The sequence below is a fragment of the Pseudomonas sp. RHF3.3-3 genome, from assembly GCF_048069595.1.
Lineage (GTDB): Bacteria > Pseudomonadota > Gammaproteobacteria > Pseudomonadales > Pseudomonadaceae > Aquipseudomonas > Aquipseudomonas fuscovaginae_B.
Genome location: NZ_CP182250.1, coordinates 4217668 through 4241949, shown reverse-complemented (window position 1 = coordinate 4241949; position 24282 = coordinate 4217668). Strand labels below are relative to the sequence as shown.

The 24282-nt window shown below is 60.5% G+C and carries 21 protein-coding genes and 1 pseudogene; 10 read left to right on the top strand and 12 right to left on the bottom strand.

Annotated elements, in window-relative coordinates:
- Window positions 1–10 precede the first annotated feature (10 nt).
- From ACMGT0_RS18820 to ACMGT0_RS18800, 5 genes are all read right to left on the bottom strand, one after another.
- On the bottom strand, window positions 11–1267 hold the full coding sequence (locus ACMGT0_RS18820; protein ID WP_192842738.1) for a hypothetical protein: 1257 nt from the start codon (window positions 1265–1267) through the stop codon (window positions 11–13).
- A 22-nt stretch (window positions 1268–1289) separates the two neighbouring features.
- Complete coding sequence (locus ACMGT0_RS18815) at window positions 1290–2465, bottom strand: hypothetical protein (protein WP_054059292.1); 1176 nt, start codon at window positions 2463–2465, stop codon at window positions 1290–1292.
- Between the two features lie 5 nt (window positions 2466–2470).
- Window positions 2471–3247 carry a sterol desaturase family protein gene (locus ACMGT0_RS18810; RefSeq protein WP_054059293.1) on the bottom strand — a complete coding sequence of 259 codons (777 nt, stop codon included), beginning with the start codon at window positions 3245–3247 and terminating at the stop codon, window positions 2471–2473.
- Window positions 3248–3293: 46 nt separating this feature from the next.
- Window positions 3294–3872 (bottom strand): acyl-homoserine-lactone synthase, encoded by a 579-nt coding sequence (locus ACMGT0_RS18805; RefSeq protein ID WP_054059294.1) that lies wholly within the window; start codon window positions 3870–3872, stop codon window positions 3294–3296.
- Between the two features lie 171 nt (window positions 3873–4043).
- A complete protein-coding gene (locus tag ACMGT0_RS18800; RefSeq protein WP_081009934.1) occupies window positions 4044–4433 on the bottom strand; it encodes a DUF4902 domain-containing protein in 390 nt (129 codons plus the stop codon).
- A gap of 124 nt (window positions 4434–4557) precedes the next feature.
- On the opposite strand from ACMGT0_RS18800, the gene ACMGT0_RS18795 reads away from it, so the two are divergent.
- A complete protein-coding gene (locus ACMGT0_RS18795; RefSeq protein ID WP_054059295.1) occupies window positions 4558–5271 on the top strand; it encodes an autoinducer binding domain-containing protein in 714 nt (237 codons plus the stop codon).
- Window positions 5272–5357: 86 nt separating this feature from the next.
- On the opposite strand, the gene ACMGT0_RS18790 is transcribed toward ACMGT0_RS18795, so the two are convergent.
- Complete coding sequence (locus tag ACMGT0_RS18790) at window positions 5358–6146, bottom strand: PhzF family phenazine biosynthesis protein (RefSeq protein WP_054059296.1); 789 nt, start codon at window positions 6144–6146, stop codon at window positions 5358–5360.
- Window positions 6147–6554: 408 nt separating this feature from the next.
- On the opposite strand from ACMGT0_RS18790, the gene ACMGT0_RS18785 reads away from it, so the two are divergent.
- Window positions 6555–7178 carry a glutathione S-transferase family protein gene (locus ACMGT0_RS18785; RefSeq protein ID WP_054059297.1) on the top strand — a complete coding sequence of 208 codons (624 nt, stop codon included), beginning with the start codon at window positions 6555–6557 and terminating at the stop codon, window positions 7176–7178.
- Window positions 7179–7189: 11 nt separating this feature from the next.
- Here the strand turns inward: ACMGT0_RS18785 and ACMGT0_RS18780 are convergent, their stop codons facing one another.
- Window positions 7190–9361, bottom strand: a complete 2172-nt coding sequence (locus ACMGT0_RS18780) for a TonB-dependent siderophore receptor (protein ID WP_416769232.1) — start codon at window positions 9359–9361, stop codon at window positions 7190–7192.
- A 243-nt stretch (window positions 9362–9604) separates the two neighbouring features.
- Here ACMGT0_RS18780 and metE point away from each other — a divergent pair, with 243 nt between their 5' ends.
- The 3 genes from metE to ACMGT0_RS18765 all read left to right on the top strand — a co-directional run bounded on the left by metE (window position 9605) and on the right by ACMGT0_RS18765 (window position 13951).
- The gene (gene metE / locus ACMGT0_RS18775; protein WP_416769230.1) at window positions 9605–11893 is read left to right on the top strand and encodes a 5-methyltetrahydropteroyltriglutamate--homocysteine S-methyltransferase; all 2289 of its coding nucleotides are present in this window, start codon (window positions 9605–9607) and stop codon (window positions 11891–11893) included.
- Window positions 11894–12041: 148 nt separating this feature from the next.
- A complete protein-coding gene (locus tag ACMGT0_RS18770) occupies window positions 12042–13109 on the top strand; it encodes a DUF2157 domain-containing protein (protein ID WP_054064531.1) in 1068 nt (355 codons plus the stop codon).
- Window positions 13106–13951 (top strand): DUF4824 family protein, encoded by an 846-nt coding sequence (locus tag ACMGT0_RS18765; protein ID WP_416769228.1) that lies wholly within the window; start codon window positions 13106–13108, stop codon window positions 13949–13951. Before ACMGT0_RS18770 ends, ACMGT0_RS18765 begins: the two co-directional genes overlap by 4 nt.
- Before the next feature lie 406 nt (window positions 13952–14357).
- Here the strand turns inward: ACMGT0_RS18765 and ACMGT0_RS18760 are convergent, their stop codons facing one another.
- Window positions 14358–15749 carry an aldehyde dehydrogenase family protein gene (locus ACMGT0_RS18760; protein ID WP_416769226.1) on the bottom strand — a complete coding sequence of 464 codons (1392 nt, stop codon included), beginning with the start codon at window positions 15747–15749 and terminating at the stop codon, window positions 14358–14360.
- Window positions 15750–15850: 101 nt separating this feature from the next.
- On the opposite strand from ACMGT0_RS18760, the gene ptrR reads away from it, so the two are divergent.
- From ptrR to ACMGT0_RS18740, 4 genes and pseudogenes are all read left to right on the top strand, one after another.
- Entirely contained in the window at window positions 15851–16735 is an 885-nt protein-coding gene (ptrR, locus tag ACMGT0_RS18755; protein ID WP_054061129.1) for a putrescine utilization regulator PtrR, read from the top strand.
- 65 nt (window positions 16736–16800) lie between these two features.
- On the top strand, window positions 16801–17604 hold the full coding sequence (gene dapF / locus ACMGT0_RS18750; RefSeq protein WP_054061123.1) for a diaminopimelate epimerase: 804 nt from the start codon (window positions 16801–16803) through the stop codon (window positions 17602–17604).
- Between the two features lie 58 nt (window positions 17605–17662).
- Window positions 17663–17959, top strand: coding sequence for a DUF3144 domain-containing protein (locus tag ACMGT0_RS18745; RefSeq protein ID WP_054061124.1), 297 nt, complete (start codon window positions 17663–17665; stop codon window positions 17957–17959).
- Between the two features lie 86 nt (window positions 17960–18045).
- A pseudogene (locus tag ACMGT0_RS18740) lies at window positions 18046–18339 on the top strand (iron chelate uptake ABC transporter family permease subunit); the annotation flags it as partial.
- A gap of 40 nt (window positions 18340–18379) precedes the next feature.
- Here ACMGT0_RS18740 and ACMGT0_RS18735 read toward each other — a convergent pair.
- Window positions 18380–19282 carry a DMT family transporter gene (locus ACMGT0_RS18735; protein WP_054061126.1) on the bottom strand — a complete coding sequence of 301 codons (903 nt, stop codon included), beginning with the start codon at window positions 19280–19282 and terminating at the stop codon, window positions 18380–18382.
- A 480-nt stretch (window positions 19283–19762) separates the two neighbouring features.
- Between ACMGT0_RS18735 and ACMGT0_RS18730 the strand changes: the two genes are divergently transcribed.
- Window positions 19763–20749: an MBL fold metallo-hydrolase gene (locus ACMGT0_RS18730; RefSeq protein ID WP_160319913.1), complete on the top strand. Its 987-nt coding sequence runs from the start codon at window positions 19763–19765 to the stop codon at window positions 20747–20749.
- A gap of 209 nt (window positions 20750–20958) precedes the next feature.
- Here ACMGT0_RS18730 and ACMGT0_RS18725 read toward each other — a convergent pair whose 3' ends face one another.
- The 3 genes from ACMGT0_RS18725 to dapA form a co-directional block, all read right to left on the bottom strand.
- On the bottom strand, window positions 20959–21321 hold the full coding sequence (locus ACMGT0_RS18725) for a GNAT family N-acetyltransferase (protein WP_342633338.1): 363 nt from the start codon (window positions 21319–21321) through the stop codon (window positions 20959–20961).
- A 254-nt stretch (window positions 21322–21575) separates the two neighbouring features.
- A complete protein-coding gene (locus ACMGT0_RS18720) occupies window positions 21576–22823 on the bottom strand; it encodes a ribonucleotide-diphosphate reductase subunit beta (protein WP_416769221.1) in 1248 nt (415 codons plus the stop codon).
- 373 nt (window positions 22824–23196) lie between these two features.
- Entirely contained in the window at window positions 23197–24060 is an 864-nt protein-coding gene (gene dapA / locus ACMGT0_RS18715; protein WP_416769219.1) for a 4-hydroxy-tetrahydrodipicolinate synthase, read from the bottom strand.
- Between the last annotated feature and the right edge of the window lie 222 nt (window positions 24061–24282).

Genomic DNA, 24282 nt, shown 5'->3' with positions numbered 1-24282 from the left:
AGAGTGGTTATTAAGCTTCGGCTTCTACCGCTGACGCCTTGCGCGCGGTCTGGGTTTCAAGGTGCTGCTTGTTCGCGTCGTACCAGGCGCAGATCCCGAAGGGATCGCTTTCATTCCGGCAAAGATGGTCGCGCAGGATCAGGAAGCTCTCGGTCATGCTCCAGGTTTCGGTCATCGGGCCGAATCGCGATGCCAGCGATTCGTTGGCGGCCCGCTCCGGGGCGATGCTCCAGAAGTTCACCCCCGGGTTGCGATGGTGAAAGTCATGGCTGGGCAGGTCCTGCATGAAGGAAAAGACCCGCAGGGGGATATCGATGAAGACCACGGCCAGCCCCCACGTCACTACCCGCCAGGCGAAGGCCCAGCCGGTGTGGTTCGCGGGGTAGGGGCGTCCGAAGAAGCGACCCCAGCTCAGCGATCCGTAGAAGATGTACTTGGGCAGCCCCCGGGTGTTTTGCGCAAACCACAGGTGTTCGGTGACGTGCTGGATCCAGGACGAGAACTGCGTCACCAGAAAGATCGGCAGCAGATAGAACACGGCAAAGGGCAGCATGTAGCCGGACAGGTAGACGCCGGTCAGCAGCAAGGCCCAATAGATTGCGCGGCTGATCCTTTCATGCCGGTCGGTCTTGATGAAGTTGACTTCGAGCCTGAACTTGATGTGCTCATAGATGCGCATCGGATGAAACGGGGCCAAGACCAGTTTGGTCCAGTATTCGCGCTCGCTCATGCCCTTGTAGAAACCATGGGCAGCCATGAACTGCAGGTCGACATCCTTGTCCGTGCAAAAGGTATTGACGCTGTGGTGTTCACTGACATGAAGTTTCATGTAGTTATTCCACGGGGTATGCACGATGGGCATCGACAGCACCCACTTGCAGACAAACTTGGCCAGTCGCCTGTTGGCGATGCCGGCACCGTGAATGGTGTAGTGGAAGGTATGCAGAAGTCCTCGCTGGCGGTTGACCACCATGCAGATCATGGGAATCGACAGCAGCAGTTTGGTCGCCCAGTGCAGATCCGCCTGCAGCAGTTCGTTGCCGAGCAGGACCGCGGCGATGAACACCGCGTAACCCCAGCTGATCTGCAGAAACAGTTGCCAGGGTTTCAGCAGTGTTTCCTTGGGTCCTTTCGGTGGATTCTGGTTGCCGGACTTGCCCGTCACCCAGGTCCAGAAGGCCTGGAGCGGCAAGTGCGCATAAGTGGCGCGGACATCGATACCGTGTCCGTATTTTGTATAGCGGGTACTAAAAAGTTCCTGTTTCATATTGGCAGTATCCCTACATCGCCTATAGATAATCCGTTTTCACATACAAGACAGCGACCGGGCCGAAGAAGGAGTAGAACGGTTCCATCTTGTAGTGGTCGACAGCCAGGACCACGAAGTCCTGATAGGCCTCCAGGAATATGCCTCCCATCAGGGCATATTCAGCGGCTTGCGAGAGAAAGTTGTTCCAGATGGTTTCGTCACTCTGGCCAACGAACCATTTGGAATACAGTGGACGTCTGGATTCGAAGATCTCTTCCATCTGTCCGTGGTCCAGACCGGTCTGGCCATAGTCCCCCGAGCGCAGCCGCTGCAGAATGGCCTGATGGCGCTCATGCCAACCCTGTTCATCACCACACAGTTCAAAGAACGACCCCGTGACGGCCGGTGCGCTCAGTTGATTGCCGATCGTCAGCAATTGCCGATTGACCTTGTCGAGAAACTCATCGCGGGCGTTGGCCGAATTCGCGTTGCGGTTGAACGAGATGTACTCGAACTCGCCGCCGAACAGCTTGTGTTCCAGGGGAACACCCACCGCGTTCGAGAACTCACTCAGGGCACTGTCCACCTTGAGCAGCTTCTCGCCCGCCAGCCCCGGTTTGGCCCCCACGTGGGTAAAGGTGTAGCGGGGCCTGCCTTCGGCATCCATGACATAGGAGTAGTCCGGGCATATCGCACTGACGATGGTCAGGCGCCGACCCAATGACTGGCTGCGATGGATCTGCGCGACGACGCCTTCCATCGCGGTCTGCGTCGGCGGCATCAAGCCACCTTCGCTCAACAGCTGCGACAGGGCCGAGCCATACCGTTCAATGTGCGCGACATTCGTGTACTTGAGCTCGACGGAGGACTTCGCGGCATGTTCATCGGACAGCAGCAACGATGCGATCGAAGGTATGCGTCCCTTGGTCTTGAACACGTGGATATTGGTCAGTACCCGCGCCTTGGAATTCGTCGGCAGCTCAAAGTCGAACTCTGAATACTTGTCCTTGAGCATCATGTAAAACAGGTAGTTGCTCACGGGCAGCGTCTTGTTGCCGAAAGACCTGCGCAGCTCGGCGTATTGGTGGCGCAGGGCCTCGATTCTTCTGGAGAGGAACTCCGGCTCCTTGGGGACATTCAACGCATCATGCGGAATCCCGCAGTTGATGCACTTCAAGAGGTCGCGACTCAGGCGTGAATCAATATTCAGGAACATATCAATTACCCGCGTTTGACCAGTGACTCTTGATTCACGCTTTCAGGGGCCTTCATGACGGCTGGCGCTTCATGAACATCCTTGAACAGCAGCATGTCGAGGAAACGGTTTTCCTTGTTGTCGGAAAAGCCTTGGGGGGCGAAATTTTCCTTGGGGTTCTCGAAGGTGCCGAACAGCATGTCCCAGATCGGAAAGTCGCTGTAGTTGCACTCGTGGCGATCACGCTGGTGGTGGACCCTGTGCATCTCCGGGCGCTGGAAGAAGTAGCCGAGCCAGTGCGGGGTACGGATGTTGGTGTGATAGAACATCTCGCCCAGTGCCGCGAACATCACATAGAAGGCACCGGCCTCGATACTGATGCCCAGCAACACGTAGGCCACGGCGCTACCGAGCATCGAGTTGAAGACCATTTCCGTGGGGTGTTTGTAGAACGAGGTGAAGACTTCAATCCGTTGCGGGGCATGGTGAATCTGGTGGAACAGGCGCCACAAGGCGTTGTTGGCGTGACGCCAGCGGTGCCACCAGTAGGTCACGAAGGTATTGATGAAGTACGCGACGAAACCTGCCGCGAGCGGGCTGAGACTTTCAGAGATATGGAACAGGCTGTGGCCCTGCATCCATTTGTTCCAGGAGACACCGGCCAGCAGCGCCACCGCGATCTGAATGATGTTGAGGGTCATTGATCTGAAGAACCAGGTACTGACCTTGGGCAACTTCCATCCTGGGATAATATGTTCGAGAGCCAGTACCGCCAGGGCAACGCCTATCAGATAGAGAATCATGGTTAGTCCTTTAGTCCAGGTTTTATATAATCATCCAGCGTCTCGCCTAGTAGGCAGACAAGGCCTTTATCGTTTTCTCGTTAATCTCGATCCAGAATGCAACTACGGGTTTTCCATCGATCAACTGGGCGCTGGACACACGGTGTACATCCGCGCCCATTCTTCTGAGCAGTCGTTCGTTGCCGACAGCAGAAAAGGCGATGAGTCTTTTAACCTCATGGTCTTGCGCGACTCTGACGACCTGCTTCACCAAACGGCATGTATCCAGCCAATGGTCAGTACTCGGGGCATCGCTGTCCGATGAATTGACGGCAAAGCGGGAAAGTTCCCAGATGTCGTTCGACTTGGGCAACGGTATATCGCCCATCAAACCCGGGAAGATCTGTTCGAGAAGATAGTCTCTGCTCGTCGACAACATGCGTGCGCAGCCGCATACATTGCCGTGCCTGTCTCGAGCAATGACATAGTAGGTGTCTTCGTCATCAAATTCGTCGGACTCCAGGCCTTCCTCGCACTGCAGAGGCCAACCCATTTTCTCGACGAAGATTCTGTAGCGAAATAACCCGAGCCCGGCGATGAGCTCAGAAGGGAGTTGTCGCGCTGTACCATTTATTATATTCAGCATTCCGCACCAGCTTCCAATCCAGTTCCGCGAATTAGAAGTCATGGGTCTGCAAAAGCCTAGCTGCCCAAAAGGGCAGCTTCTAAAGTGCCATCTTCACTGCCTCTTTCCGGTGCCGCTATATTCCCTCCAAACCAATACGGTGCATCGCTGGATGTTGCTGCATGACCGCGGTCAACTGTCATGCCCGACTATTAAGCTGCTCGGCAACTGACACTGCAAACCTTGTCTGGATATCCAGACAAAGAGCAGTTGTTGTGTCATATCGCTGCCCAGATCATAACCACGGGGTGAACGTAACATGATGTTGCAACTGATTCCTCCCGGTGCTATAAGGACTTTTCCAGAAAAAGCTTCCTTGAACCAATTCCAACTAATGCTCAGTTTTGGTGCGGAGTCCTGGCACTCCCATTCACTGTATCCAGCATAGGCAACAGGCAGTCCGAATTCTTTTAATTCGGCAGTCAGGCTAGTGTCGATCCAGGCAAGACAAGGCTGGAATGACAAGCCAATCAACTCCGGATAAGACAGGCGTATCAACTGGTCTGGGGCTAGCGATTGCATCTGAATTACTCTGCCTGATTGTTGGTTTTATTTTTCAAATAGATTCCCCGTCCGTCCTGGCATCCAAACTCCAAAACATTGGAGTCGGGACTATCCCTTGCACCCTCACTAAAGGTAATTAGCTATGTCCGATTGGCGTGAACACTATCTTTCGCTATTTGCGCAGGCGAAAACAAAAGAGGAATTTCTGGTATTGCTCGAATCGGTTGTTCGGTCTTTCGAGTTTGATCGGTACTCATTGGGAATTCGTTTTCCATTACCCATTTCCAGTCCGAAATTTCATTTGTCATCCAATTACTCGCCGGCCTGGGAGAGTCGCTACATCGATAACAACTATTTCACTATCGATCCGACGGTGAAACATGGACTGACCGAGCACCGGCCACTCTGTTGGTCCGCCGATGCATTCACCGAGCATCTTCATTTCTGGGAGGATGCCAAGCATTATCAGCTGGTCCATGGCTGGTGTACGCCCTCTCGGGCAAAGCACGACACCATCGGCATGCTCTCTCTGGTCAGATCGGCCAGCCCGATCACATCATTGGAGTTCAACGAGAAAGAAGCCAGGCTGGTGTGGATCGCCCATCTTGCACATTCCACCATGCTCGACTTCATTGCCCCCAGTTACATCCCTGAAGTGGGCGCATCCCTCACGGCCAGGGAGGTGGAAACCTTGAAGTGGTCGGCAACGGGCAAAACCTATTCCGAAACCGGGCAGATCCTGTCCATCGACGAAAGAACGGTGAAATTCCACTTGGTCAATGCCATGCGCAAGCTGCACTCCAGCAACAAGGTGGAAGCGGCGATGAAGGCCTATGCCCTGGGCATGCTTCATTGACCTGGCGCTGTAACTGAATCACTGGCGGGGAATCCAGATGGGCCGCCGGAGAAATACGCCAGCGTATTTCTCCGGCGCAGCGCACGCTACAGACCCTCAAGGGTGATTTCGCCGACCATGTAGAGCACCGACTCTCCCGTTATCAGCACACGGTCGCCAGCCATTTCGCAGCGCAACTGACCTTTGCGCAGGCCGCCCTGTTGTGCTGTCAATATCTGTTTGTCCAGGACGCCGGCCCAGTAGGGCATCAGCGAGGTGTGCGCCGAGCCTGTCACCGGGTCTTCGTTGACCCCGACATTCGGGCCGAACCAGCGCGAGACGAAATCGAACTCGCGACCTTGGGCCGTCACCACGACACCCCGTAGCGGCAAGCCCTTGAGGCGGGCAAAGTCCGGTTTCAGTTTCTCCACGATCTGCTCGTCAGGCACGACGACGATGAAGTCGTCGGTGGCCAAGACGTCTGCCGACTCCAGGCCCAGTGCGGGCAGCAGATCCGCCGGGGGCGTGCAGGGCTCGGCGATTTTCGCCGGGAAGTCCAGGGTCAGCCCGCTGCCGGAGCGACGGACCCGCAATTCTCCGCTGCGGGTCGAAAACCTCAGGACTGGCGCGTCGACGCCCAGCTTGTTGAGGATGACCCAGGCGGCCGCCAGTGTCGCATGCCCGCATAACTCGACCTCGACCAGCGGGGTGAACCAGCGCAGTTCATAGACATCGCCCTGCTGGACGAAATAGGCGGTTTCGGAAAGATTGTTTTCTGCGGCAATCGCCTGTAGTTGTTCATCGGTCAACCAGTGATCCAGCGGGCAAACAGCCGCCGGGTTGCCGGCAAAGACCCGGGAAGCAAAGGCATCAACTTGAAAGATAGCGACCTGCATTGATCAAACTCCGGTTATGGGCTGTTGCTTATAGGGAAGTAAGTACCGCTGGCGACAAGTTGATTGTATTCACGATTAGTGAGTGCCGGCAGTTACATGTATTGGATTTAAAACCAGGCACATAGCCTTGTACACCTGTCCTTTCGGGCAGGTCTGTCCAGCCGGCCATTGGGGGCGGATATGATCAGGGGGCAGGTTTAAACTTTCTGTGAGTTGATGTTTCGACTTTGGCGGGAGTGACTACGGAAAAATCTTGCGTACAGCCAGCAAAATAGTCTTTTGACGAAATTCAGGCAACACTTTTAAACAAATCTTGAGTTGAATGACCGCTCTCGTTTAATGTCTCGCTCTGCTGGGGACAATGTCGATATATGTGAAACTCGTGTTCCCCGATCATAAGGAGATGAGATGCTGCAAATCCTGGGTAAGGCTTCCTCGATCAATGTGCGCAAGGTGCTCTGGACCTGTGCCGAGTTGCAGATTCCTTTCGAGCGACAGGACTGGGGCGCAGGTTTCAGGGAAACCGACAGCGCCGAATTCATGGCGCTCAACCCCAATGCGATGGTGCCCGTGATCAGGGACGACGGGTTCGTGCTGTGGGAATCCAACACGATCATCCGGTACCTGGCGAACCGTGCCAACGCCTTGCACCTGTATCCGGCAGAGGCCAGGGCCAGGGCTCGGGTGGACCAATGGATGGACTGGCAGGCCACCGACTTCAACAAGTCCTGGGGCTATGCATTCATGGCACTGGTCCGCAAAAGTGCCGCCCATCAGGACCCACAAGCGCTGGCGGAAGGTTGCCGGCAGTGGTCCAGGCACATGGCGATCCTGGACCGGCAACTCGAGGCGACGGGCGCGTATGTCAGCGGCAGCGAGTTTTCCCTGGCGGACATCCCGATCGGGCTGTCGGTGAACCGCTGGTTCGAAACCCCGCTGGAGCACCCGGACTTCCCCGCGGTCAGTGCCTATTACGAACGCCTGGGCCAACGTGCCGGTTTCCGCCTGCATGGCCGCAACGGCACGCCGTGAACCCCACGGCCTCAGAAGTTGACCGAGGCACTCAAGCGCGCCGTGAGCGGCGCGCCCTGGAACAGGTAGTCGTCGCCCATGTACTCGCCGACATCGCGCCAGTAGCGTTTGTCGAACAGGTTGTCCACGGTCAGGCGGAACACCGTGTCGTAGCCGTCGATGCGCGTGCTGTAGCGGCTGCCGACGTTGAAGATCGCGTAGGCGCCGGTCTCGGCTCCGCCTTGATGGCTGGCGGACTTGCGGCCGCTGTACTGCATCCCGCCGAGCAGCGCCAGGCCGTCGAGCCAGGGCAGGGCGTAGTCGCCGGACAGACTGGCGCGTAGCTGCGGCACGTTGATCGCCTGGTGCCCTTCGTAGCTCGGCGTGCCGGTGTCGGTGACGCGTGCCCGGATCGCCGCGACGCTGGCGGCGATCTGCAGGCGCTGGGTCGCCCAGCCGTTGGCCGACAGTTCCAGGCCGGTGTTCTTCTGCTGGCCCTGCTGGACGTAGGTGAAGTTACCGTTGCCGTCAGGCTTGGCGTACTGGTAGCCCTGGCGGATCTGGAACAGCGCGGCGGCGAGGGTCATGCGTCGCCAGTCGTACTTGATCCCGGCCTCGATCTGGCGCGAGACCGTGGGTGCCAAGGTCTCGAACGCGTTGCTGGCAAACCACGGCGCGGTACCGCCCAATGACAGCCCCTTGCTGTAGCGGGTGTACAGCGACAGGTCTTCGATCGGTTTGTAGATCAGCGCCGCCTCGGGCAGGAACACGTATTGCCGGGTATGCCGAGCGGTATCACCGGCCTGGTCGAAGGTGCGTTCGTCCAGACGCACCTCGCGGCCGCCGAGGATGGTTTGCCATTGGTCGTTGAAGCGGATGCGGTCGGTGGCGAAGAGTCCGTATTGGCGGCTGTCCAGGTGGCGATAGGAGGGGCCGATGGCGCCGTCGTAACGCGGGAAGTTCTCCGGGTCGCCGTCGATATTGCCGTTGCCGATCCTTTCATTGATGGGGTTGTGCTGATCGACCACGCGACGGAATGCACTGGTGCCTACCGTCAGCTCATGCCCGAGACCGGCGGCATCAAAGTTGCCACTGAGGGCGGCCTGGATCTCGTCGTTGCGGCGTGTGTCATCGGGGCTGCGGAAATCGTAGATGTCGTAGTCGCCTTCGGGAGTGAAGTAATTACCGAGTGAGCCCGATGGACAATTGCTCAGGTAACCGCAACCCCAGGCAAACGAACTGTAGTCATCGATCACCACCCGACTGCGCGAAGCGCTCAGGCTGCCTTTCCAACTGTCGTTGAAGTGGTACTCGAACAAACCATTGATGTTCAGCGCATCGTTGCCCACCTGCGGCGAACCGCTCTGGTGACCCAGCAGCTTGCGCGGCGAGGCGCCGTGGGGCAGTTCGTTACCGCCGAGCAATTGGTAGCCGGGCGCTGAGCGCTGCTGCTTGTTCTGGTACTCGACGTCCAGTTGCAGCAGGGCATCGGGGCTGATGTTCCAGTCGAAGGCCAGCGAGGCGAAATCGCGCTTGCCGTTGGTGTGCTCGACATAGGACCGGATGTCCTCGTGGGCCACGTTGGCCCGCAGGCCGAACTGCCGCTCGGGGCCGAACCAGCCGCCGACATCGGTGGCCAGGTAGCCGCTGCCGCGGTCGTCGGTGGACACGGTGACCGAGCGCACGTCGGCCGGGCGCTTGGTCACGTAGTTGATCACGCCGCCCGGTTCGCTGACCCCGCTTCCCAGGCCGGACAGGCCCTTGAGCACTTCGACCTGTTGCTTGTTCTCCAGGCCCACGTTCTGCTCGCCGGTGATGCTGCGGCCATTGATCCGGTAGCTGTTGGCGGTGTTGAGGGTAAAGCCGCGGATGTTGAAGTTCTCGTAGTAGCCCACCGGCGCATAGCTCTGGCCCACCGCTGCGTCGTTGCGCAGCACCTCGCTGAGCAGGCGCGCCTGCTGGTCCTTGAGCAACGAATCGGTGATCACCGAGACCGACGCCGGGGTATCGCGCAGCGGCGCACTGTCGAAACCGGCGACCGAGGCGTTGTCGGCACGGTAGCCGCTGGTGTCCTCGCCGACCACATTGACCGCCGGCAGCTCGGTTTCGGCAGCCTGTACGGCGGGCAGGCCGGTGGCGATCAGCAGCCCGAGAGTGATACGCGGGGCGGCGCGTTGGCCGGACCTGCGGTAAGCCTTGTACATCAACGATTCCTCGACATCCGGGCGACAAAAGCGCGCCATCATACAGAACGATGGAAACCGAGGTGTCTTTATGGCGATGGGCTCTGGGCAAACTGTCGGTGTTATCCAGGATGGGCTGTACGGTTTTCGTGAGGTCCAGGTGGAACATGAATTAAACTGGTGATCATCAAGATTAAAATGAGTTTGTCTCAATAGTGGTCGGATAACGACAATGGCTCCCATCAACACACAGGAGTTTTTGTCATGGCTTTGGCCCATTCCCTTGGATTTCCGCGCATTGGCCGCGACCGCGAACTGAAGAAGGCACAGGAAGCCTTCTGGAAGGGTGAACTCAATGAGGCCGGCCTGCGCGCTGTCGGCGCCGAGCTGCGCAAGGTCCATTGGGACCTGCAGAAGGACGCCGGTATCGAGCTGCTGCCAGTCGGCGACTTCGCCTGGTACGACCAGGTGCTGACCCACTCGCTGATGTTCGGCGTGATCCCCGAACGTTTCCGCCCGCACGACGGCAAGGCTACCCTGCAGACCCTGTTCGGCATGGCCCGTGGCGTCAGCGACCGTTGCTGCGGCGGTGCCCACGCCCAGGAAATGACCAAGTGGTTCGACACCAACTACCACTACCTGGTCCCGGAGTTCAGCGCCGACCAGTCGTTCCAGCTGGGTTGGGAGCAACTGTTCGAGGAAGTCGCCGAAGCCCGTGCATTGGGCTACCCGGTCAAGCCGGTGGTGATCGGTCCGCTGACCTACCTGTGGCTGGGCAAGGCCAAGGGCGGCGACTTCGACAAGCTCGACCTGCTGGAGCGCCTGCTGCCGCTGTACGGCCAGATCTTCCAGCGCCTGGCCGAACAGGGCGTGGAATGGGTACAGATCGATGAGCCGATCCTGGCCCTCGACCTGCCACAGGCGTGGAAGAACGCCTTCGAGCGGGCCTACAACCTGATTCAGCGCGACCCGTTGAAAAAACTGGTCGCCACCTACTTCGGCGGCCTGGAAGAGAACCTCGGCCTGGCCGCCAACCTGCCGGTCGATGGCCTGCACATTGATCTGGTGCGTGCGCCTGACCAGTACCCGACTATTCTCGACCGCCTGCCGGCCTACAAGATCCTCTCCCTGGGCGTGGTCAACGGCCGTAACGTCTGGCGCTGCGATCTGGAAAAGGTCCTGGCGGTGGTGCAGCACGCCCATGAGCGGGTGGGCGATCGCCTGTGGGTGGCGCCGTCCTGCTCGCTGCTGCACAGCCCGGTCGACCTGGCACGTGAAGACCAGCTCGATGCCGAGCTGAAAAGCTGGCTGGCCTTTGCCGTGCAGAAGTGTGAAGAGGTGGCGCTGCTGGCGCGGGCCGTGAGCGAACCGCACGCGGCAGAGGTGCAGAAGGCCCTGGCCGACAGCCGTGTCGTCCAGGCCAGCCGCGCCGCGTCGCCACGCATCCACAAGCCGGCCGTGCAGGCCCGTGTGGCAGCCATCACGGCCCGGGACAGCCAGCGCCAGTCGCCGTTCACCACACGGATCGGGAAGCAGCGCGCGGGTCTGAACCTGCCGCTGTTGCCGACCACCACCATCGGTTCGTTCCCGCAGACCGCCGCGATCCGCCTGGCCCGCCAGTCGTTCAGGCAGGGCAAGTTGACCGAGTCCGACTACATCGAGGCGATGCACAGCGAGATCCGTCATGCCGTGCAGATCCAGGAGCACCTGGGGCTGGATGTGCTGGTGCACGGTGAGGCCGAGCGCAATGACATGGTCGAGTACTTCGCCGAGCAACTGGACGGCTATGTATTCACCCGTTTCGGCTGGGTGCAGAGCTACGGTTCGCGCTGCGTGAAACCGGCGGTGATCTTCGGTGACCTGAGCCGTCCGCAAGCCATGACCGTGGAGTGGATCCGGTACGCCCAGGGCCTCACCGACAAGGTGATGAAGGGCATGCTCACCGGTCCCGTGACCATGCTGATGTGGTCGTTCCCACGGGAGGACGTGACCCGTGAAGTGCAGGCCCGGCAACTGGCACTGGCGATCCGCGATGAGGTCGTCGACCTGGAAGCGGCCGGCATCCGCATCGTGCAGATCGACGAAGCCGCCTTCCGCGAAGGCCTGCCGCTGCGCCAGGCCCAGTGGCAGCACTACCTGGACTGGGCCACCGAATCCTTCCGCCTGTGCGCCTCGGGTGTACGTGATGAAACCCAGATCCATACCCACATGTGCTACAGCGAGTTCAACGATGTGATCGAGTCCATCGCCGCGATGGATGCGGATGTGATCACCATCGAAACCTCGCGCTCGGACATGGAGTTGCTGGAGGCCTTCGAAGCGTTCGCCTACCCGAATGAAATCGGCCCGGGTGTCTACGATATCCACTCGCCACGGGTACCCGAGGTGGCCGAGATGGCCAACCTGCTGCGCAAGGCGGCCCGGCGGATTCCGGCCGAGCGCCTGTGGGTCAACCCGGATTGCGGGCTGAAGACCCGTGGCTGGCCGGAGACCGAGGCGGCACTGGTGAACATGGTGAGCGCAGCCCGCCAACTGCGTGCCGAGCTGGCCTGAGGACCGGATAGCCGTAGCCGATTGGTGGAGGCTCCCGGGTTTTCGGGCCCCCGCACAAACGGGTCGCACGGAAGAGGGGATTGGGCATAGCATTCGCACTCGGGGTGGCGAGCGCTATCGGACTCGCCCCCGGTCAATGGATTGCCCGATGAGTCTACTCACCCAGACAGAAGCCCAGCAGCGCGCCGACGATATACGAGTGTTCCAGCTGGAGCTGGACCGGCTCGAACGCGAAGGCGCGCTGCAACTCTCTGCCGAGCAGCAGCTCGGCCTGACCCGCCATCACCAGGCGCTGCTCGCCCACTACCGCGATGCCTTCGATATCGACCTGACCACCAGTTCCCGGCAGTTGTCGACGGGCATGCGCATTGCCTCGTTTCTCGGTGCACTGGCGCTGGCGGCCAGCGTGTTCTTTCTCTTCTACCGCTTCTGGGGCACGTTCTCGACCGTCGCCCAGGTCTCGACGCTGCTGTTGGCGCCACTGCTGACCTTCATCGCCACGATGTGGCTGCAGGGGCGCGACAGCACCGGCTATTTCACCAAGCTGGCAGCCCTGGTGGCGTTTGCCTGCTTCGTCCTCGATATCAGCATGCTGGGGCAGATCTTCAATATCGCCCCGTCCGACAAGGCCTTCGTCGTCTGGGGGCTCTTCGCCCTGTTGCTGGCCTACAGCTGCAACCTGCGCCTGCTGCTGTTGGCGGCGATCATCTGCCTGGCCGGCTTCGTCGCCGCGCGGGTGGGTAGCTGGGCCGGGGTATACTGGCTGGACCTGGGAGATATTCCGGAGAACTTCTTCCCGGCAGCCGTGTTGCTCGCTCTGGCTGCGCGGTTCATGCCGCACAAGCGCTTCCCCGGCTTCGCCATGACCTACCGGGTGTCCGCGCTCCTGGCCCTGCTGGTGCCGGTGCTGGTCCTGGCCCATTGGGGGGAGGGCAGTTACCTGGCGTTCGATCCGAAGCGGGTTGAACAGGGCTATCAGGTGGCGGGTTTCCTGCTCAGTGCCGCAGCGATCTGGCTCGGCGTACGTTGGCATTGGCCGGATGTGGTCAACACCGGTGTGACCTTCTTCGTGATCTTTCTGTTCACCAAGTTCTATGACTGGTGGTGGGAGACTCTGCCCAAGTACCTGTTCTTCTTCGTGGTTGGCCTGGCTGCGGTGCTGGTGCTGGTGGTGCTCAAAAAACTGAGGGCACCGCAGGCCGGGGGTGTCCAATGAACAACTGGACCCGCCGTTACACCCTGATTGCCGGTGTGACGCTGATGCTTGTCACCCAGGCGGTGGTTCTGCTCGGGGTGGCCCATAACCGCAGCGGAACGCCGCAAGCGGTACTGAACCTGTCCCAGCGTGAGCTGCAGTTGCCGTATGGCAATGATGCCGACAACAGCGGCCTGTCGCTGCACCTGCGTCTGCGGGGGCTGCATCCGTACGAGAACGCCTTTTCCGACCCGGGCGACATCACCGTCTGGCTGGACAAGGACAAGCTGGCGAGCCTGGGCTTCGATGTCTCCAAACCCTACGACACACAGTACAGGGGCAGCCGCTACGCCAGGCGGTTTTCCCGGCCGGTGTTCCTGGCCTTCGAGTTCAATGGTCCGGCCTATCGGCGGGCCGTCGAGAAGGCTCGGGCATACGAGGCGCGGGTCACGGAGAAAAATGCCCGGGAAGCGGCCAGCCGATCGCTGGCCTTCGAGCTGAAGGGCAACAGCCGGCTGTTCCTGATCGATGCCGGCCTGGATGCCCAGGCGCTGCGCGCGCAGTACCCGGATACCCGTCGATACCTGATCCTGCCCGGCAGGATCGAGCCCCTGGTGCTCGACAGCGGTGAAGACCGGCCGCAGCTGCTGACGGGGCGTGTCAGTGAGGTCGCGGCGGACAATATCAACGTGCCCGCCGCCTTCAGCCGCCTGCTTGAGCCGATACGGCAGCAGATCAGTGGGCAGCGCTACGAGGATCGCGAGAGTGACGCCTTCGGCTTCAGCGCGACGGTGGCCTTCGGGCAGCGGTTCGAGCCGTGGATCGTCGACCTGGCACCCACGCAGACGCCCCCTCGTCCGTAGTGAAGGGAAGGATCGGGAGCGCTGCTCAGGATTGACCTGCAGCGCTCCTCAGGGTTGTGGCCGGCATGGGCCTGGGAGAAATCATCATCCGCCGTTCAGGTCGGAGAAATGGTGCCCAGCAGGCCGATCGCGATGGTCAGTAGCAGGAAACCGCCGAGGAAAATTGCCATCTTGCCCATGATTTCAGGCCTCCTGAGCCAAGGAATTGCGGTGCAGCGAAAATCGAGTCATATCGAACTCTCCCCTCAAACACGACCCGGGACGCCGGGCGGTGATTTATTGTCGGGGGAAATCTGATCCCGATACAGATTCAGGTAACGAAGAAAAATACGGATCAGATGACTTTGGATCTTGGCAGGTCATGGAGAAATGGCTCGCCACTGTTGCAGTGGCGAGCCAGGGGCTGTCAGTGGCGGTCCAGCCAGACGGTCTGGGCGTTGCAGAACTCACGCACGCCGAAGTGCGACAGTTCCCGGCCGAAACCGCTCTTCTTCACGCCGCCGAAAGCCACGCGGGGGTCGGAGGCGCTGTAGCCGTTGATGAACACGCCACCGGTTTCCAGCTCATCGGCCATCTGCCGTGCCAGCTCGACGTTGGCGGTGTAGACGGTCGAGGTCAGGCCGAACTCGCTGTCGTTGGCCAACGCCACGGCATGGCGGGCGTCACGGGCGGTGATGATCGACGCCACCGGGCCAAACAGTTCCTGCTGGAACGAGGTCATCCGGTCGGTGACACCGCCCAGCACGGTTGGCTCGTAGAAGTTGCCGTTGCCTTCGACCTTTCTGCCGCCCAGCAGCAGGGTCGCGCCTTCGGCCAGGGTCGCCTGGACCTGCTGGTCCAGCTCGTCGCGCAGGTCGAAACGGGCCATCGGGCCGATGTAGGTCTCGGCCGACAACGGGTCGCCCACCACCAGTTTGCGGGTGGCTTCGACGAACTTGCGGGTGAATGCCTCGACCACGCCCTGCTCGACGATCAGGCGCTTGGCGGCCGCGCAAACCTGGCCGGTGTTCTGGTAGCGGCCGATCACCGCCGCCTGCACCGCCGCGTCGAGGTCGGCATCATCGAGCACGATGAACGGGTCGGAGCCGCCCAGTTCCAGCACGCATTTCTTTAGCGCCGCCCCGGCTTGAGAGCCGATGGCGGTGCCGGCGCGCACGCTGCCGGTCAGGGTCACGGCGGCAATGCGCGGGTCGGCGATGGCTTTGGAGACACCGTCCGGTGTGACGTTGATCACTTCGAAAACACCCTCTGGGAAACCGGCATGCCTGAACGCATCGAGCAGCAGGTAGGCGCTGCCCATCACGTTCGGTGCATGCTTGAGCACGTAGGTGTTGCCGGCCAGCAGGGTCGGCACCGTGCCACGCAGCACTTGCCAGATCGGGAAGTTCCACGGCATCACCGCCAGGATCGGGCCCAGTGGGCGGTACTCGATACGGGCGCTGCCGTTGTTCACCAGCGTCGGTTCGGGCGCCAGCATGGCCGGGCCGTGCTCGGCGTACCACTCGCAGAGTTGCGCGCATTTCTCGATTTCGCCACGGGCCTGGGCGATCGGCTTGCCCATTTCCAGGGTGATCATCTCGGCCATCCGGCTGGCGTTGGCGCGCAGGGCTACGGCCAGGGCGACCATCCGTTGCGCACGCTGGGCGATGCTGGTCCGGCGCCAGCTGGCGTAGCCTTTGGCGGCGCGCGCCAGCGCTGCGTCGAGCTGCTCGGCGGACTCATAGGCATAGTGGCCGATCTGCTGGCCATTGAAGGGGTTGATCGAAATCGCGTGGGTCTGGTTCGACACAGTCATCATGGCACCGTCCTGTCGGGTGGGTTATGGGGCCAGATTACGGGGCTGTTGTTTTTCTGGAAACTGAATAATACTGAGCAAAACATTCACAATTGGAGAATAGTGTGGATCTGGTCCAGCTGGAAATCTTCAAGGCTGTTGCCGAGCAGGGCAGCATCAGTGCCGCCGCACAACTCATTCACCGGGTGCCATCGAACCTGACCACTCGCATCAAGCAGTTGGAGCAGGACCTCGGGGTGGAACTGTTCATCCGCGAGAAGAGCCGCCTGCGCCTGTCGCCGGCGGGGTGGAGCTTCCTCGACTATGCCCGGCGCATTCTCGACCTGGTCGCCGAGGCGCGGTTGACAGTGTCCGGGGAAGAGCCCCAGGGGCCGTTCGCCCTCGGCTCGCTGGAGAGCACGGCGGCGGTGCGCATCCCGGCGCTGCTGGCGGCCTACAACCAGCAATACGCCAAGGTCGAGCTGGACCTGTCCACCGGCCCCTCCGGTACCATGATCGAAGGCGTGCTGTCCGGGCGCCTGGTGGCGGCCTTCGTCGACGGGCCGATTCTGCACCCGAGCCTGGAAGGCGTGCCGGTGTTCGACGAGGAGATGGTGATCATCGCGCCCCTGCAGCATGCGCCGATCACCCGCGGCGCCGATGTGAATGGCGAGAGCATCTACGCCTTTCGAGCCAACTGCTCGTACCGTCACCACTTCGAGAGCTGGTTCAGCCACGACGCGGCGGTGCCCGGCAAGATCTTCGAGATGGAGTCGTACCACGGCATGCTGGCCTGCGTCAGCGCCGGTGCCGGCCTGGCGATGATGCCGCGCAGCATGCTCGAAAGCATGCCGGGTTGCAGCACTGTCAGTGTCTGGCCGATGTCGCCGGATTTTCGTTACCTGCAGACCTGGCTGATCTGGCGCCGCGGTACCGTGTCGCAGAACCTGTCGGTGTTCGTGCAATTGCTGGAAGAGCAGGGCCGGGCAAACCGCAGCCCGGCCGCGTGACGGACCGTCCGCCATCCCCGTATGCTTGGCGTTCGCCGAATGCCCCCACCCAGACAGGAGCGCGCATGACCCTCAGCTTTGTAAAGATGCATGCCCATGGCGATGACTTCGTCGTCATCGACCGTCGTGGCCAGGCGGACCCGATCACCAGCACGGTGGCCCGGCGCCTGGGCGACCGCCACCGTGGCATCGGTTTCAACCAGTTGGCGGTGGTGCTCGATTGCGAGGATGCGGCGGCCCGGGTGGTGTTCTGGAACTGCGATGGTTCGCCTCTCGAGACCTGCGGCAGCGCCACCCGTGGGGTGGCCGACCTGCTGATGCGCGAGTCGGGCAACTCGTCGGTGCGGCTCAGGAGCAACCGGGGCTTGCTGACCTGCGTGCGCGAGGAGGGCGGGGCGATTTCGGTGGACATGGGCAAACCGTCGCTGGCCTGGCAGGAGGTACCGCTGGCCGAGGCCATGGACACCCTGGTCCTGCCGATTGCCGGCAGCCCGGTGGCCTGCAGCATGGGCAATCCCCATTGCACCTTCTTTGTCGAGGACATCGCCGCGGTCGACGTGGCCGAGCTGGGGCCGAGGATCGAAACCGATCCGCTGTTTCCGAAAAGGACCAACGTGCATTTCGTCCAGGTTCTGGACCGCGGTCATATCCGCCTGCGCATCTGGGAGCGGGGCGCCGGCATCGCGCAGGGTTCGGGTTCCTGCTGTTGCGGCGCGGTGGTGGGCGGTATTCGCCGTGGTCTGCTGGACGAGCGGGTCGAGGTGCAATGTGACGGCGGCACGGTCAGCGTGCAGTGGGATGGCTGTGGCGGGGTGATCCTGAGCGGGCAGGTGGAGACGGTTCTGCAAGGCACGATTGCCGGGTATTAGACTGGACAAGCGCCGGGAAAGGCGGTCCCATGTGCCGTTTTCATTCAGAGATAGTGCCATGTCAGAAATCATCGACGAATCCTTCTATGACCGTGCGGACGAGCACATCAACCTGTCCAATGAGCAGCTCAAGCAGGTCGAGAACTTCGGCAAGGTCAACGCTTCGATGATGTTCGGCACCACCCGCTTCAATGCCTGGGTCAGTGCGCGCAACTTCAAGTCCGGCGAGGAAATGGCCCAGGCCCGGGAGGCGATGCTCAAGTATTTCTGCGAGCAGTATCGGTTGATGCTCGAGGACAACCTCGACGATCACATCAAGCACTTCGACCTGTACATGGGGGCGAAGCAGGACTGAGTTGTCGAGGGTTCAGGTTCCGATCGTTCCCACGTTCCGCGTGGGAACGATCTTTGATCTCATCGCTGATCGCTGATCGCTAACGGCTACGAGCCGCGTCGCTGGTGACGGTGGTGATGGTGTCCATCGTCGGTGCCATCGGTTTCGTCGGGCTGGTGATTCCGCATGCCTTGCGCCTGCTGCTGGGGCCTGGTCACGCTCGACTGCTGCCGGCCAGCGCCCTGGGTGGTGCGCTGTTACTGGTGCTGGCCGATACTGATGCGCTGCACCTGCGCGAGCGCCAGGTACAGGCCTTGCCGGTCACCACCCTGGTGGCCCTGCATGACCTCAACCAGGCGCTGACCTGCGATCGCCTGGCGATCCTCGACCGGGGGCGCTGACGTTGCCGGCGGGGATGCCGTTGCCAGCGCAGTGACATACTCAGTGGGCGGAAGCCTTGCGCCAGGCGCTCATGATGGTCGCCAACACGATCAACGCGGCACCACCGGCCATGCGCAGCGACGGTTGCTCGCTGAACAGCCACCAGGCGCAGGCGATCGCATACACCGGCTCCAGCGCGATGATCATGCCAGCAGTGCGGGCCTGCAGGCCTTCGAGGCTTTTCACGAACAGGAACTGCGAGAGCCCGGTGCAGAAGATGCCCAGTACCGCGAGATTCACCCAGTCGTCAGTGCTCAGGCTGTTGGTCGCCAGGTGGCTGAAGGCGAACGGTGCCACGAGGGCGGCGACCACGACGTTCTGCCAGAACGAAGTCTGCATGGCGTTCATGCCGCTGGTGTTGCGACGGTTGGCGACGGTCAGCAGGGCGAACGACAGGCCCGAAGCCAGGCCCCAGATCAAGCCTACGGTACCCTGGTCGAGCATGTCGAAGGAGGGCACCACCAGCACCAGGCCGGCCGACACCATCAGCAGCAGCAGGCTTTCGGTGGTGCCGATCCGGTCACGGAACACCAGCAGGTCGATCAGCGCGATGAATGCCGGGAAGCTGGCGAAGCCCAGGGTTGCCACAGCCACGCCACCGACTTTCACGGCGATGAAGAAGGTCACCCAGTGTGCGGCGAGCAGGGTACCGGTCAAGCCGATGATCGGCAGGTTGCGCCAGCTCAGCGCGTCCAGCAGGCGGGTGCCCTTGAGCCCGGCGACGAAACCGAGGGCGATGAAGGCGAAGGTGGCGCGGCCGAAGGTGATCAGGCTGGCATCGGCCTGGATCAGAGCGCCGAGAATACCGGTCAGCCCGAACAGGACCGCGGCGATGTGGGCGACGAGCAATGCATTGCGGTGACCGGTTGCAGAACCGGCACTGGAGATCGATGTAGTAGTCATGGCAGTCAAATCTTCACAATTGTTGCGCACACAGAGATGGTCCGCTCGTGCGCGCGGGTCCATAGGTTCTGAGTCATATTGTTGTCTGCGACCGGTTGTCCGGCTCGGAAGGGCGCCGCAGCGTTGGAATTGTGAAGCGAGGCTGCATACTCGCGGGTGTCGCGGGACCGGCCTATGGCGTAAGGGCGGTCTGTGTGCGGATTATTGGATTTGCCGATTTTGACGGAGCGATCAGAAACGACACGGTTTTGTCGGAATACGACTTGCTGACCAGAGGTGGTTCATTGTGGTGCTGGCGGCTCTAGGCCGTCTGTCGCAGAGCGAGTGAGCCATGCCTGGCCCCTTCCGCTGTGGATGGCGAGTTTTGCACTTTATTTGGCGGGATATCCATCTGTGATCAGGGACGGGCCCCACATAGAATCTCTGAAACTGAAAGTTTATCTACGTTTTTATTTGAATGCTGATCTCAAGGTATCTTATATGGATCGCCGCAATGTGCTGAAAGTACTATTATCAGGTTTGGTGTTATCCATTACACCGACTTTGCCAGTGCCCGTGCTCGCGCAGTCCGCTCCTGACTTTGGACTGCCAACGCTGCCGCAAGAGCGCGTTCATCGCATTAAAATGGGGGGCGTAGAAATTATCGCTTTGCACGATGGCGCTACACGTCTCCCCTTGAGTGATCGCTATGTTGTCAATGCACCTTTTGCTGAAGTGAAGAAGTTGGCATCAGTCCAAGGCCTAAGCACTGAATACGTTGAGCTGCCGTTTACCGCTTATCTGATTGTTTCCGGCTCTCGCCACATTCTTCTCGATACTGGCCTTGGCGAGTTTGGGTCTCCGAGAGAAACCACTGGCAAACTGACAGAAAGTCTTCGACTTGCAGGTTACGAGCCCGAAGATATCGATACCATCCTCATCTCACATTTCCATGCTGATCATATCAGTGGGCTGAGAAATGCTGCTGGAAATTTTGTCTATCCAAACGCCACGGTCTGGGTGCCAGAACCCGAGTATGACTACTGGATGAGTGATGCCAACAGGCTGGCTGCGCCACTACAACGTAAAGGCGCATTCGAAATTGCCCGACGGGTGTTTCTTGGTATGCCTGAAAAGATGCTGAGAAAATTTAGTCCCGGAATAGAAGTTGCTCCCGGAATATTTTCAAAGGCTGCTTATGGGCATACCCCGGGACATACCATCTACGAAGTCCGCTCGGGCAAGAGTTCCTTTTACTACATCGCGGACATGATTAACGTTCCTGCTTTCTTTGCAACGCATCCTGAGTGGATGGTAGCCAGCGACATTGATCCAGAACGCGCGCTGGAAGTACGGCGGCAGTTCCTGAGTATGGTGGAGAAAACCAATCCATTGGTGGGCGGCTTCCATTTCCCATTTCCGGGCGTAGGGCATCTTGAACCTGAAGGGGCGGGCTACAAGTTCTACCCGGAAAATCAATCCAACTGATGTAGCCTGCCATTCAAATCGCACAATCGCCCAGGTTGCCTTGCGGGCTGGCGGCTCCAGGGTCTGTATGAAAAGCCTTGAGACGAAGGTCAGGCAGGGCGAAAACAGCCGAGGAAGCGGAGTTCACCGGTTGTAAATGAGCATTCCGAGGCTGTTTTCAACGTAGCATCACCGAGGATCAAGGTTTTTCATACAGAGCCTAGAACGGGCTATTGCAGCGCAAGCATCATGGTGATGGGCGACAGATCGGGGCAGGTGGCGAAGCCCGCGTGCCTCGCGTAAAAATCGGCGAGCCTTTCATTCAAGGGATGGACCAGCACGGCGGTCGATCCCACTGTTTCGGCGGCATTGATACAGCGCTCGATCGCATCTTGCAGAAGGTCGATGGCATATCCGTTGCGCTGGATGGCAAGGTCTACACCCATTCGCCCCAGGATGGTGACTGGGTGCTGTGCGGGAGAGTTGCGTTGCCGGCTCCTTGGCGTCACGTGCGCACGCATGATCGAACCATTGGACAGGGTGTAGCAGCCGACGACCCTCCGGGTGCCTTTCAGGCAAATCACATACACCACCGCGTGTTTGGCGGCTTGGGCTTTATGTGCCTTGTGGAGGAGGTATTGATTGATCGACCTCTCTCCACAATCGAGATCACTTGGCTCGTGCTGCTCATCAATCCTGAGGCCTGCTCAGGTTGCCCTTGGATTTCCTGTACGTCCATACATAGAGAACTACTGAGACAAAGGTCATCTGGGACCGGGTGTTGCCAATGAAAAAGCCCTGAACAGGTCAGGGCTTTTGGCATCGCGATCCATGCGTGCGGAACGAATCAATCCCAGCTCAGTGCACCGCCGGTCTGGTACTCGATCACGCGGGTCTCGAAGAAGTTCTTTTCCTTCTTCAGGTCCATGATCTCGCTCATCCACGGGAACGGGTTGGTGGTGCCCGGGTACTCTTCCTTCAGGCCGATCTGCGACAGGCGACGGTTGGCGATGAACTTGAGGTAGTCCTCCATCATCGCCGCGTTCATGCCCAGCACGCCGCGCGGCATGGTGTCACGGGCGTATTCGATTTCCAGCTGGGTGCCCTGCAGGATCATCTGGGTCGCTTCTTCCTTCATCTCGGCATCCCACAGGTGCGGGTTCTCGATCTTGATCTGGTTGATCACGTCGATGCCGAAGTTCAGGTGCATGGACTCGTCGCGCAGGATGTACTGGAACTGCTCGGCGACGCCGGTCATCTTGTTGCGCCGGCCCATGGAGAGGATCTGGGTGAAGCCGCAGTAGAAGAAGATGCCTTCGAGCACGCAGTAGTAGGCGATCAGGTTGCGCAGCAGTTCCTTGTCGGTCTCGACGGTGCCGGTGTTGAACTGCGGGTCGGAGATCGAGCGGGTGTACTTCAGGCCCCAGGTGGCCTTTTTCGCCACCGAGGGGATCTCGTGGTACATGTTGAAGATCTCGCCTTCATCCATGGCCAGCGATTCGATGCAGTACTGGTAGGCGTGGGTGTGGATCGCCTCCTCGAAGGCCTGGCGCAGGATGTACTGGCGGCACTCGGGGTTGGTGATCAGGCGGTAGACGGCCAGGACCAGGTTGTTCGCCACCAGGGAGTCGGCGGTGGAGAAGAAGCCCAGGTTGCGCATGACGATACGACGCTCGTCGTCGGTCAGGCCTTCGGGGTTTTTCCAGAGGGCGATGTCGGCGGTCATGTTGACCTCTTGCGGCATCCAGTGGTTGGCGCAGCCGTCGAGGTATTTCTGCCAGGCCCAGTCGTATTTGAAAGGTACGAGCTGGTTGAGGTCGGCGCGGCAGTTGATCATGCGCTTCTCGTCGACGGCGACACGGGCCGAGGCGCCTTCGAGTTCGGCCAGGCCTTCGGCGACATCGAGGGCGTCGAGGGCGGCCTTGGCGCGGATGATCGCGGCGGAGTCGCTGGCGGTCACGGCACGGGCTTCGAGGGCGGCGGCACCGCCGGCGCTGTCCAGGCGATCGAGGGTCGCTTCGGTGATCTGGCCGGCAACGGCGCCCTTGGCTGCCGCTTCGCCGTCTTCCTTGTCGAATTCGTCCCAGCTGAGCATCGGATATTCCTTGTAGGTAGGGGTGTTTGGAGGCCTGGTTCACTGCCTTTCGAGCAGGCAGGTAGACACGTGTTTGGAACTCCCGTTCAACAGGATTCACAGCACAAGCAGGCAATCGGCAAACCCTGGTGTTCCAGGGCGGTGAGAGGTGCCGTAGGAGAAGTTTGGCACATCATGTAGTGTTTTTCTTGGGTGTCGGCACACTATATGGTGGTTTTTTCGAGGGGTCAATCCGCAGGCGGCTGCCGTGCGGTTTCGCCGCAGCCAGGGCGGCAGGGCCGCTGAGTGGCATTCGCCAATGCTCGATGACGCCTGCGCCATGGCCGCCCTGTCCGGCGGCCTGGCGACAGCAGATGAAACGGCCCCATGACGTCTAGTCGAGTGCCGCCAGTTGGCCTTGCAGGCGTGCGATCAGCGCACGGCTGCTGGCTTGCATGGGCGCACGCAGTTCGTCGCGAATCAGCCCCTGCAGGGCCAGCACGCTTTTCACCGGCGCGGGGTTGGGTTCGGCGAACAGGCTCTGGAGCAACGGCGTCAGTTGGAAGAAGGTGGTTCTGGCGGCGGTGAGTTGCTGGTCCCGGACCTGCCGGTGCAGTTGCACGAACAACTCCGGGCGAATGTGGGCCGAGGCGGCAATCGCCCCGGTGGCGCCCAGGCACAGGGCATTGAAGATCTGGTTGTCTTCGCCGCACAGCACATCGACCTTGCCGCTGGCCAGCAGTGCGAGGGTGTTGTTCAGGTTGCCGCCGCAGTCCTTGATGGCGACGATGTTTTCGTGGGCGACGATGTCGAGCAGGGTCGCCGCTTCGAAGCTGACCCCGGTGCGATAGGGAATGTCGTAGAGAATCAGCGGTACGCTGGAGGCATCGGCGACGGTCTGGAAAAACGCCTGCAGCCCGGCCTGGGAAGGACGGATGTAGTAGGGCGCGGGCACCATCAGGCCTGCCAGTGGACGCTTGAGGATTTCACTCTGAAACTGCAGCAGTTCGCTGAGGTTGTTGCCGGCCAGGCCCATCACCACCTGCTGCGGTGTGGCCACTTCGAGTACCGCATCCAGTACCGCCAACTGCTCGTGCTTGCCCAGGGCGGCGGCTTCCCCGGTGGTACCGCAGACGACGAGACCGTCGACGCCACTTTCCAGCAGATGGCTGGCCAGCCGGCGCAGGGCGACGAAATCGATGGCCTGGTTGATGAACGGCGTGACGATGGGGACCCAGATACCTTGAAACGCGGACATGCACTTTCTCCTGATGGTTGACCGTTTCGTCACCGTCAGAAGCTTGGAGGGAAGTTGGGAGGATGGAGGGTGCCCGTCGCGCTCAATGTCCTGTCAGCTCATCTGACGGGACAGCGCGCCCCGGTCACATGAGCGACTGTTTCTTCGATTTAGGGGCAAACGCAACGCACGCCACAGCCTTGGCATTCAAGCCCGTGGCGATAGCGAAAGTGTCGAGCGTTG

Excerpts from the sequence above, each read along its gene's own strand:
- ACMGT0_RS18795 (WP_054059295.1), top strand. The coding sequence starts at position 4,558 with ATGTCCGATTGGCGTGAACACTATCTTTCGCTATTTGCGCAGGCGAAA.
- ACMGT0_RS18720 (WP_416769221.1), bottom strand. The coding sequence starts at position 22,823 with ATGCTCAGCTGGGACGAATTCGACAAGGAAGACGGCGAAGCGGCAGCC.
- ACMGT0_RS18815 (WP_054059292.1), bottom strand. The coding sequence starts at position 2,465 with ATGTTCCTGAATATTGATTCACGCCTGAGTCGCGACCTCTTGAAGTGC.
- dapF (WP_054061123.1), top strand. The coding sequence starts at position 16,801 with ATGACCCTCAGCTTTGTAAAGATGCATGCCCATGGCGATGACTTCGTC.
- ACMGT0_RS18770 (WP_054064531.1), top strand. The coding sequence starts at position 12,042 with ATGAGTCTACTCACCCAGACAGAAGCCCAGCAGCGCGCCGACGATATA.
- ACMGT0_RS18765 (WP_416769228.1), top strand. The coding sequence starts at position 13,106 with ATGAACAACTGGACCCGCCGTTACACCCTGATTGCCGGTGTGACGCTG.
- ACMGT0_RS18810 (WP_054059293.1), bottom strand. The coding sequence starts at position 3,247 with ATGATTCTCTATCTGATAGGCGTTGCCCTGGCGGTACTGGCTCTCGAA.
- ACMGT0_RS18820 (WP_192842738.1), bottom strand. The coding sequence starts at position 1,267 with ATGAAACAGGAACTTTTTAGTACCCGCTATACAAAATACGGACACGGT.
- ACMGT0_RS18790 (WP_054059296.1), bottom strand. The coding sequence starts at position 6,146 with ATGCAGGTCGCTATCTTTCAAGTTGATGCCTTTGCTTCCCGGGTCTTT.
- ACMGT0_RS18745 (WP_054061124.1), top strand. The coding sequence starts at position 17,663 with ATGTCAGAAATCATCGACGAATCCTTCTATGACCGTGCGGACGAGCAC.
- dapA (WP_416769219.1), bottom strand. The coding sequence starts at position 24,060 with ATGTCCGCGTTTCAAGGTATCTGGGTCCCCATCGTCACGCCGTTCATC.
- ACMGT0_RS18735 (WP_054061126.1), bottom strand. The coding sequence starts at position 19,282 with ATGACTACTACATCGATCTCCAGTGCCGGTTCTGCAACCGGTCACCGC.
- ACMGT0_RS18760 (WP_416769226.1), bottom strand. The coding sequence starts at position 15,749 with ATGATGACTGTGTCGAACCAGACCCACGCGATTTCGATCAACCCCTTC.
- ACMGT0_RS18730 (WP_160319913.1), top strand. The coding sequence starts at position 19,763 with ATGGATCGCCGCAATGTGCTGAAAGTACTATTATCAGGTTTGGTGTTA.
- ACMGT0_RS18800 (WP_081009934.1), bottom strand. The coding sequence starts at position 4,433 with ATGCAATCGCTAGCCCCAGACCAGTTGATACGCCTGTCTTATCCGGAG.
- ACMGT0_RS18780 (WP_416769232.1), bottom strand. The coding sequence starts at position 9,361 with ATGTACAAGGCTTACCGCAGGTCCGGCCAACGCGCCGCCCCGCGTATC.
- ACMGT0_RS18785 (WP_054059297.1), top strand. The coding sequence starts at position 6,555 with ATGCTGCAAATCCTGGGTAAGGCTTCCTCGATCAATGTGCGCAAGGTG.
- ACMGT0_RS18805 (WP_054059294.1), bottom strand. The coding sequence starts at position 3,872 with ATGCTGAATATAATAAATGGTACAGCGCGACAACTCCCTTCTGAGCTC.
- metE (WP_416769230.1), top strand. The coding sequence starts at position 9,605 with ATGGCTTTGGCCCATTCCCTTGGATTTCCGCGCATTGGCCGCGACCGC.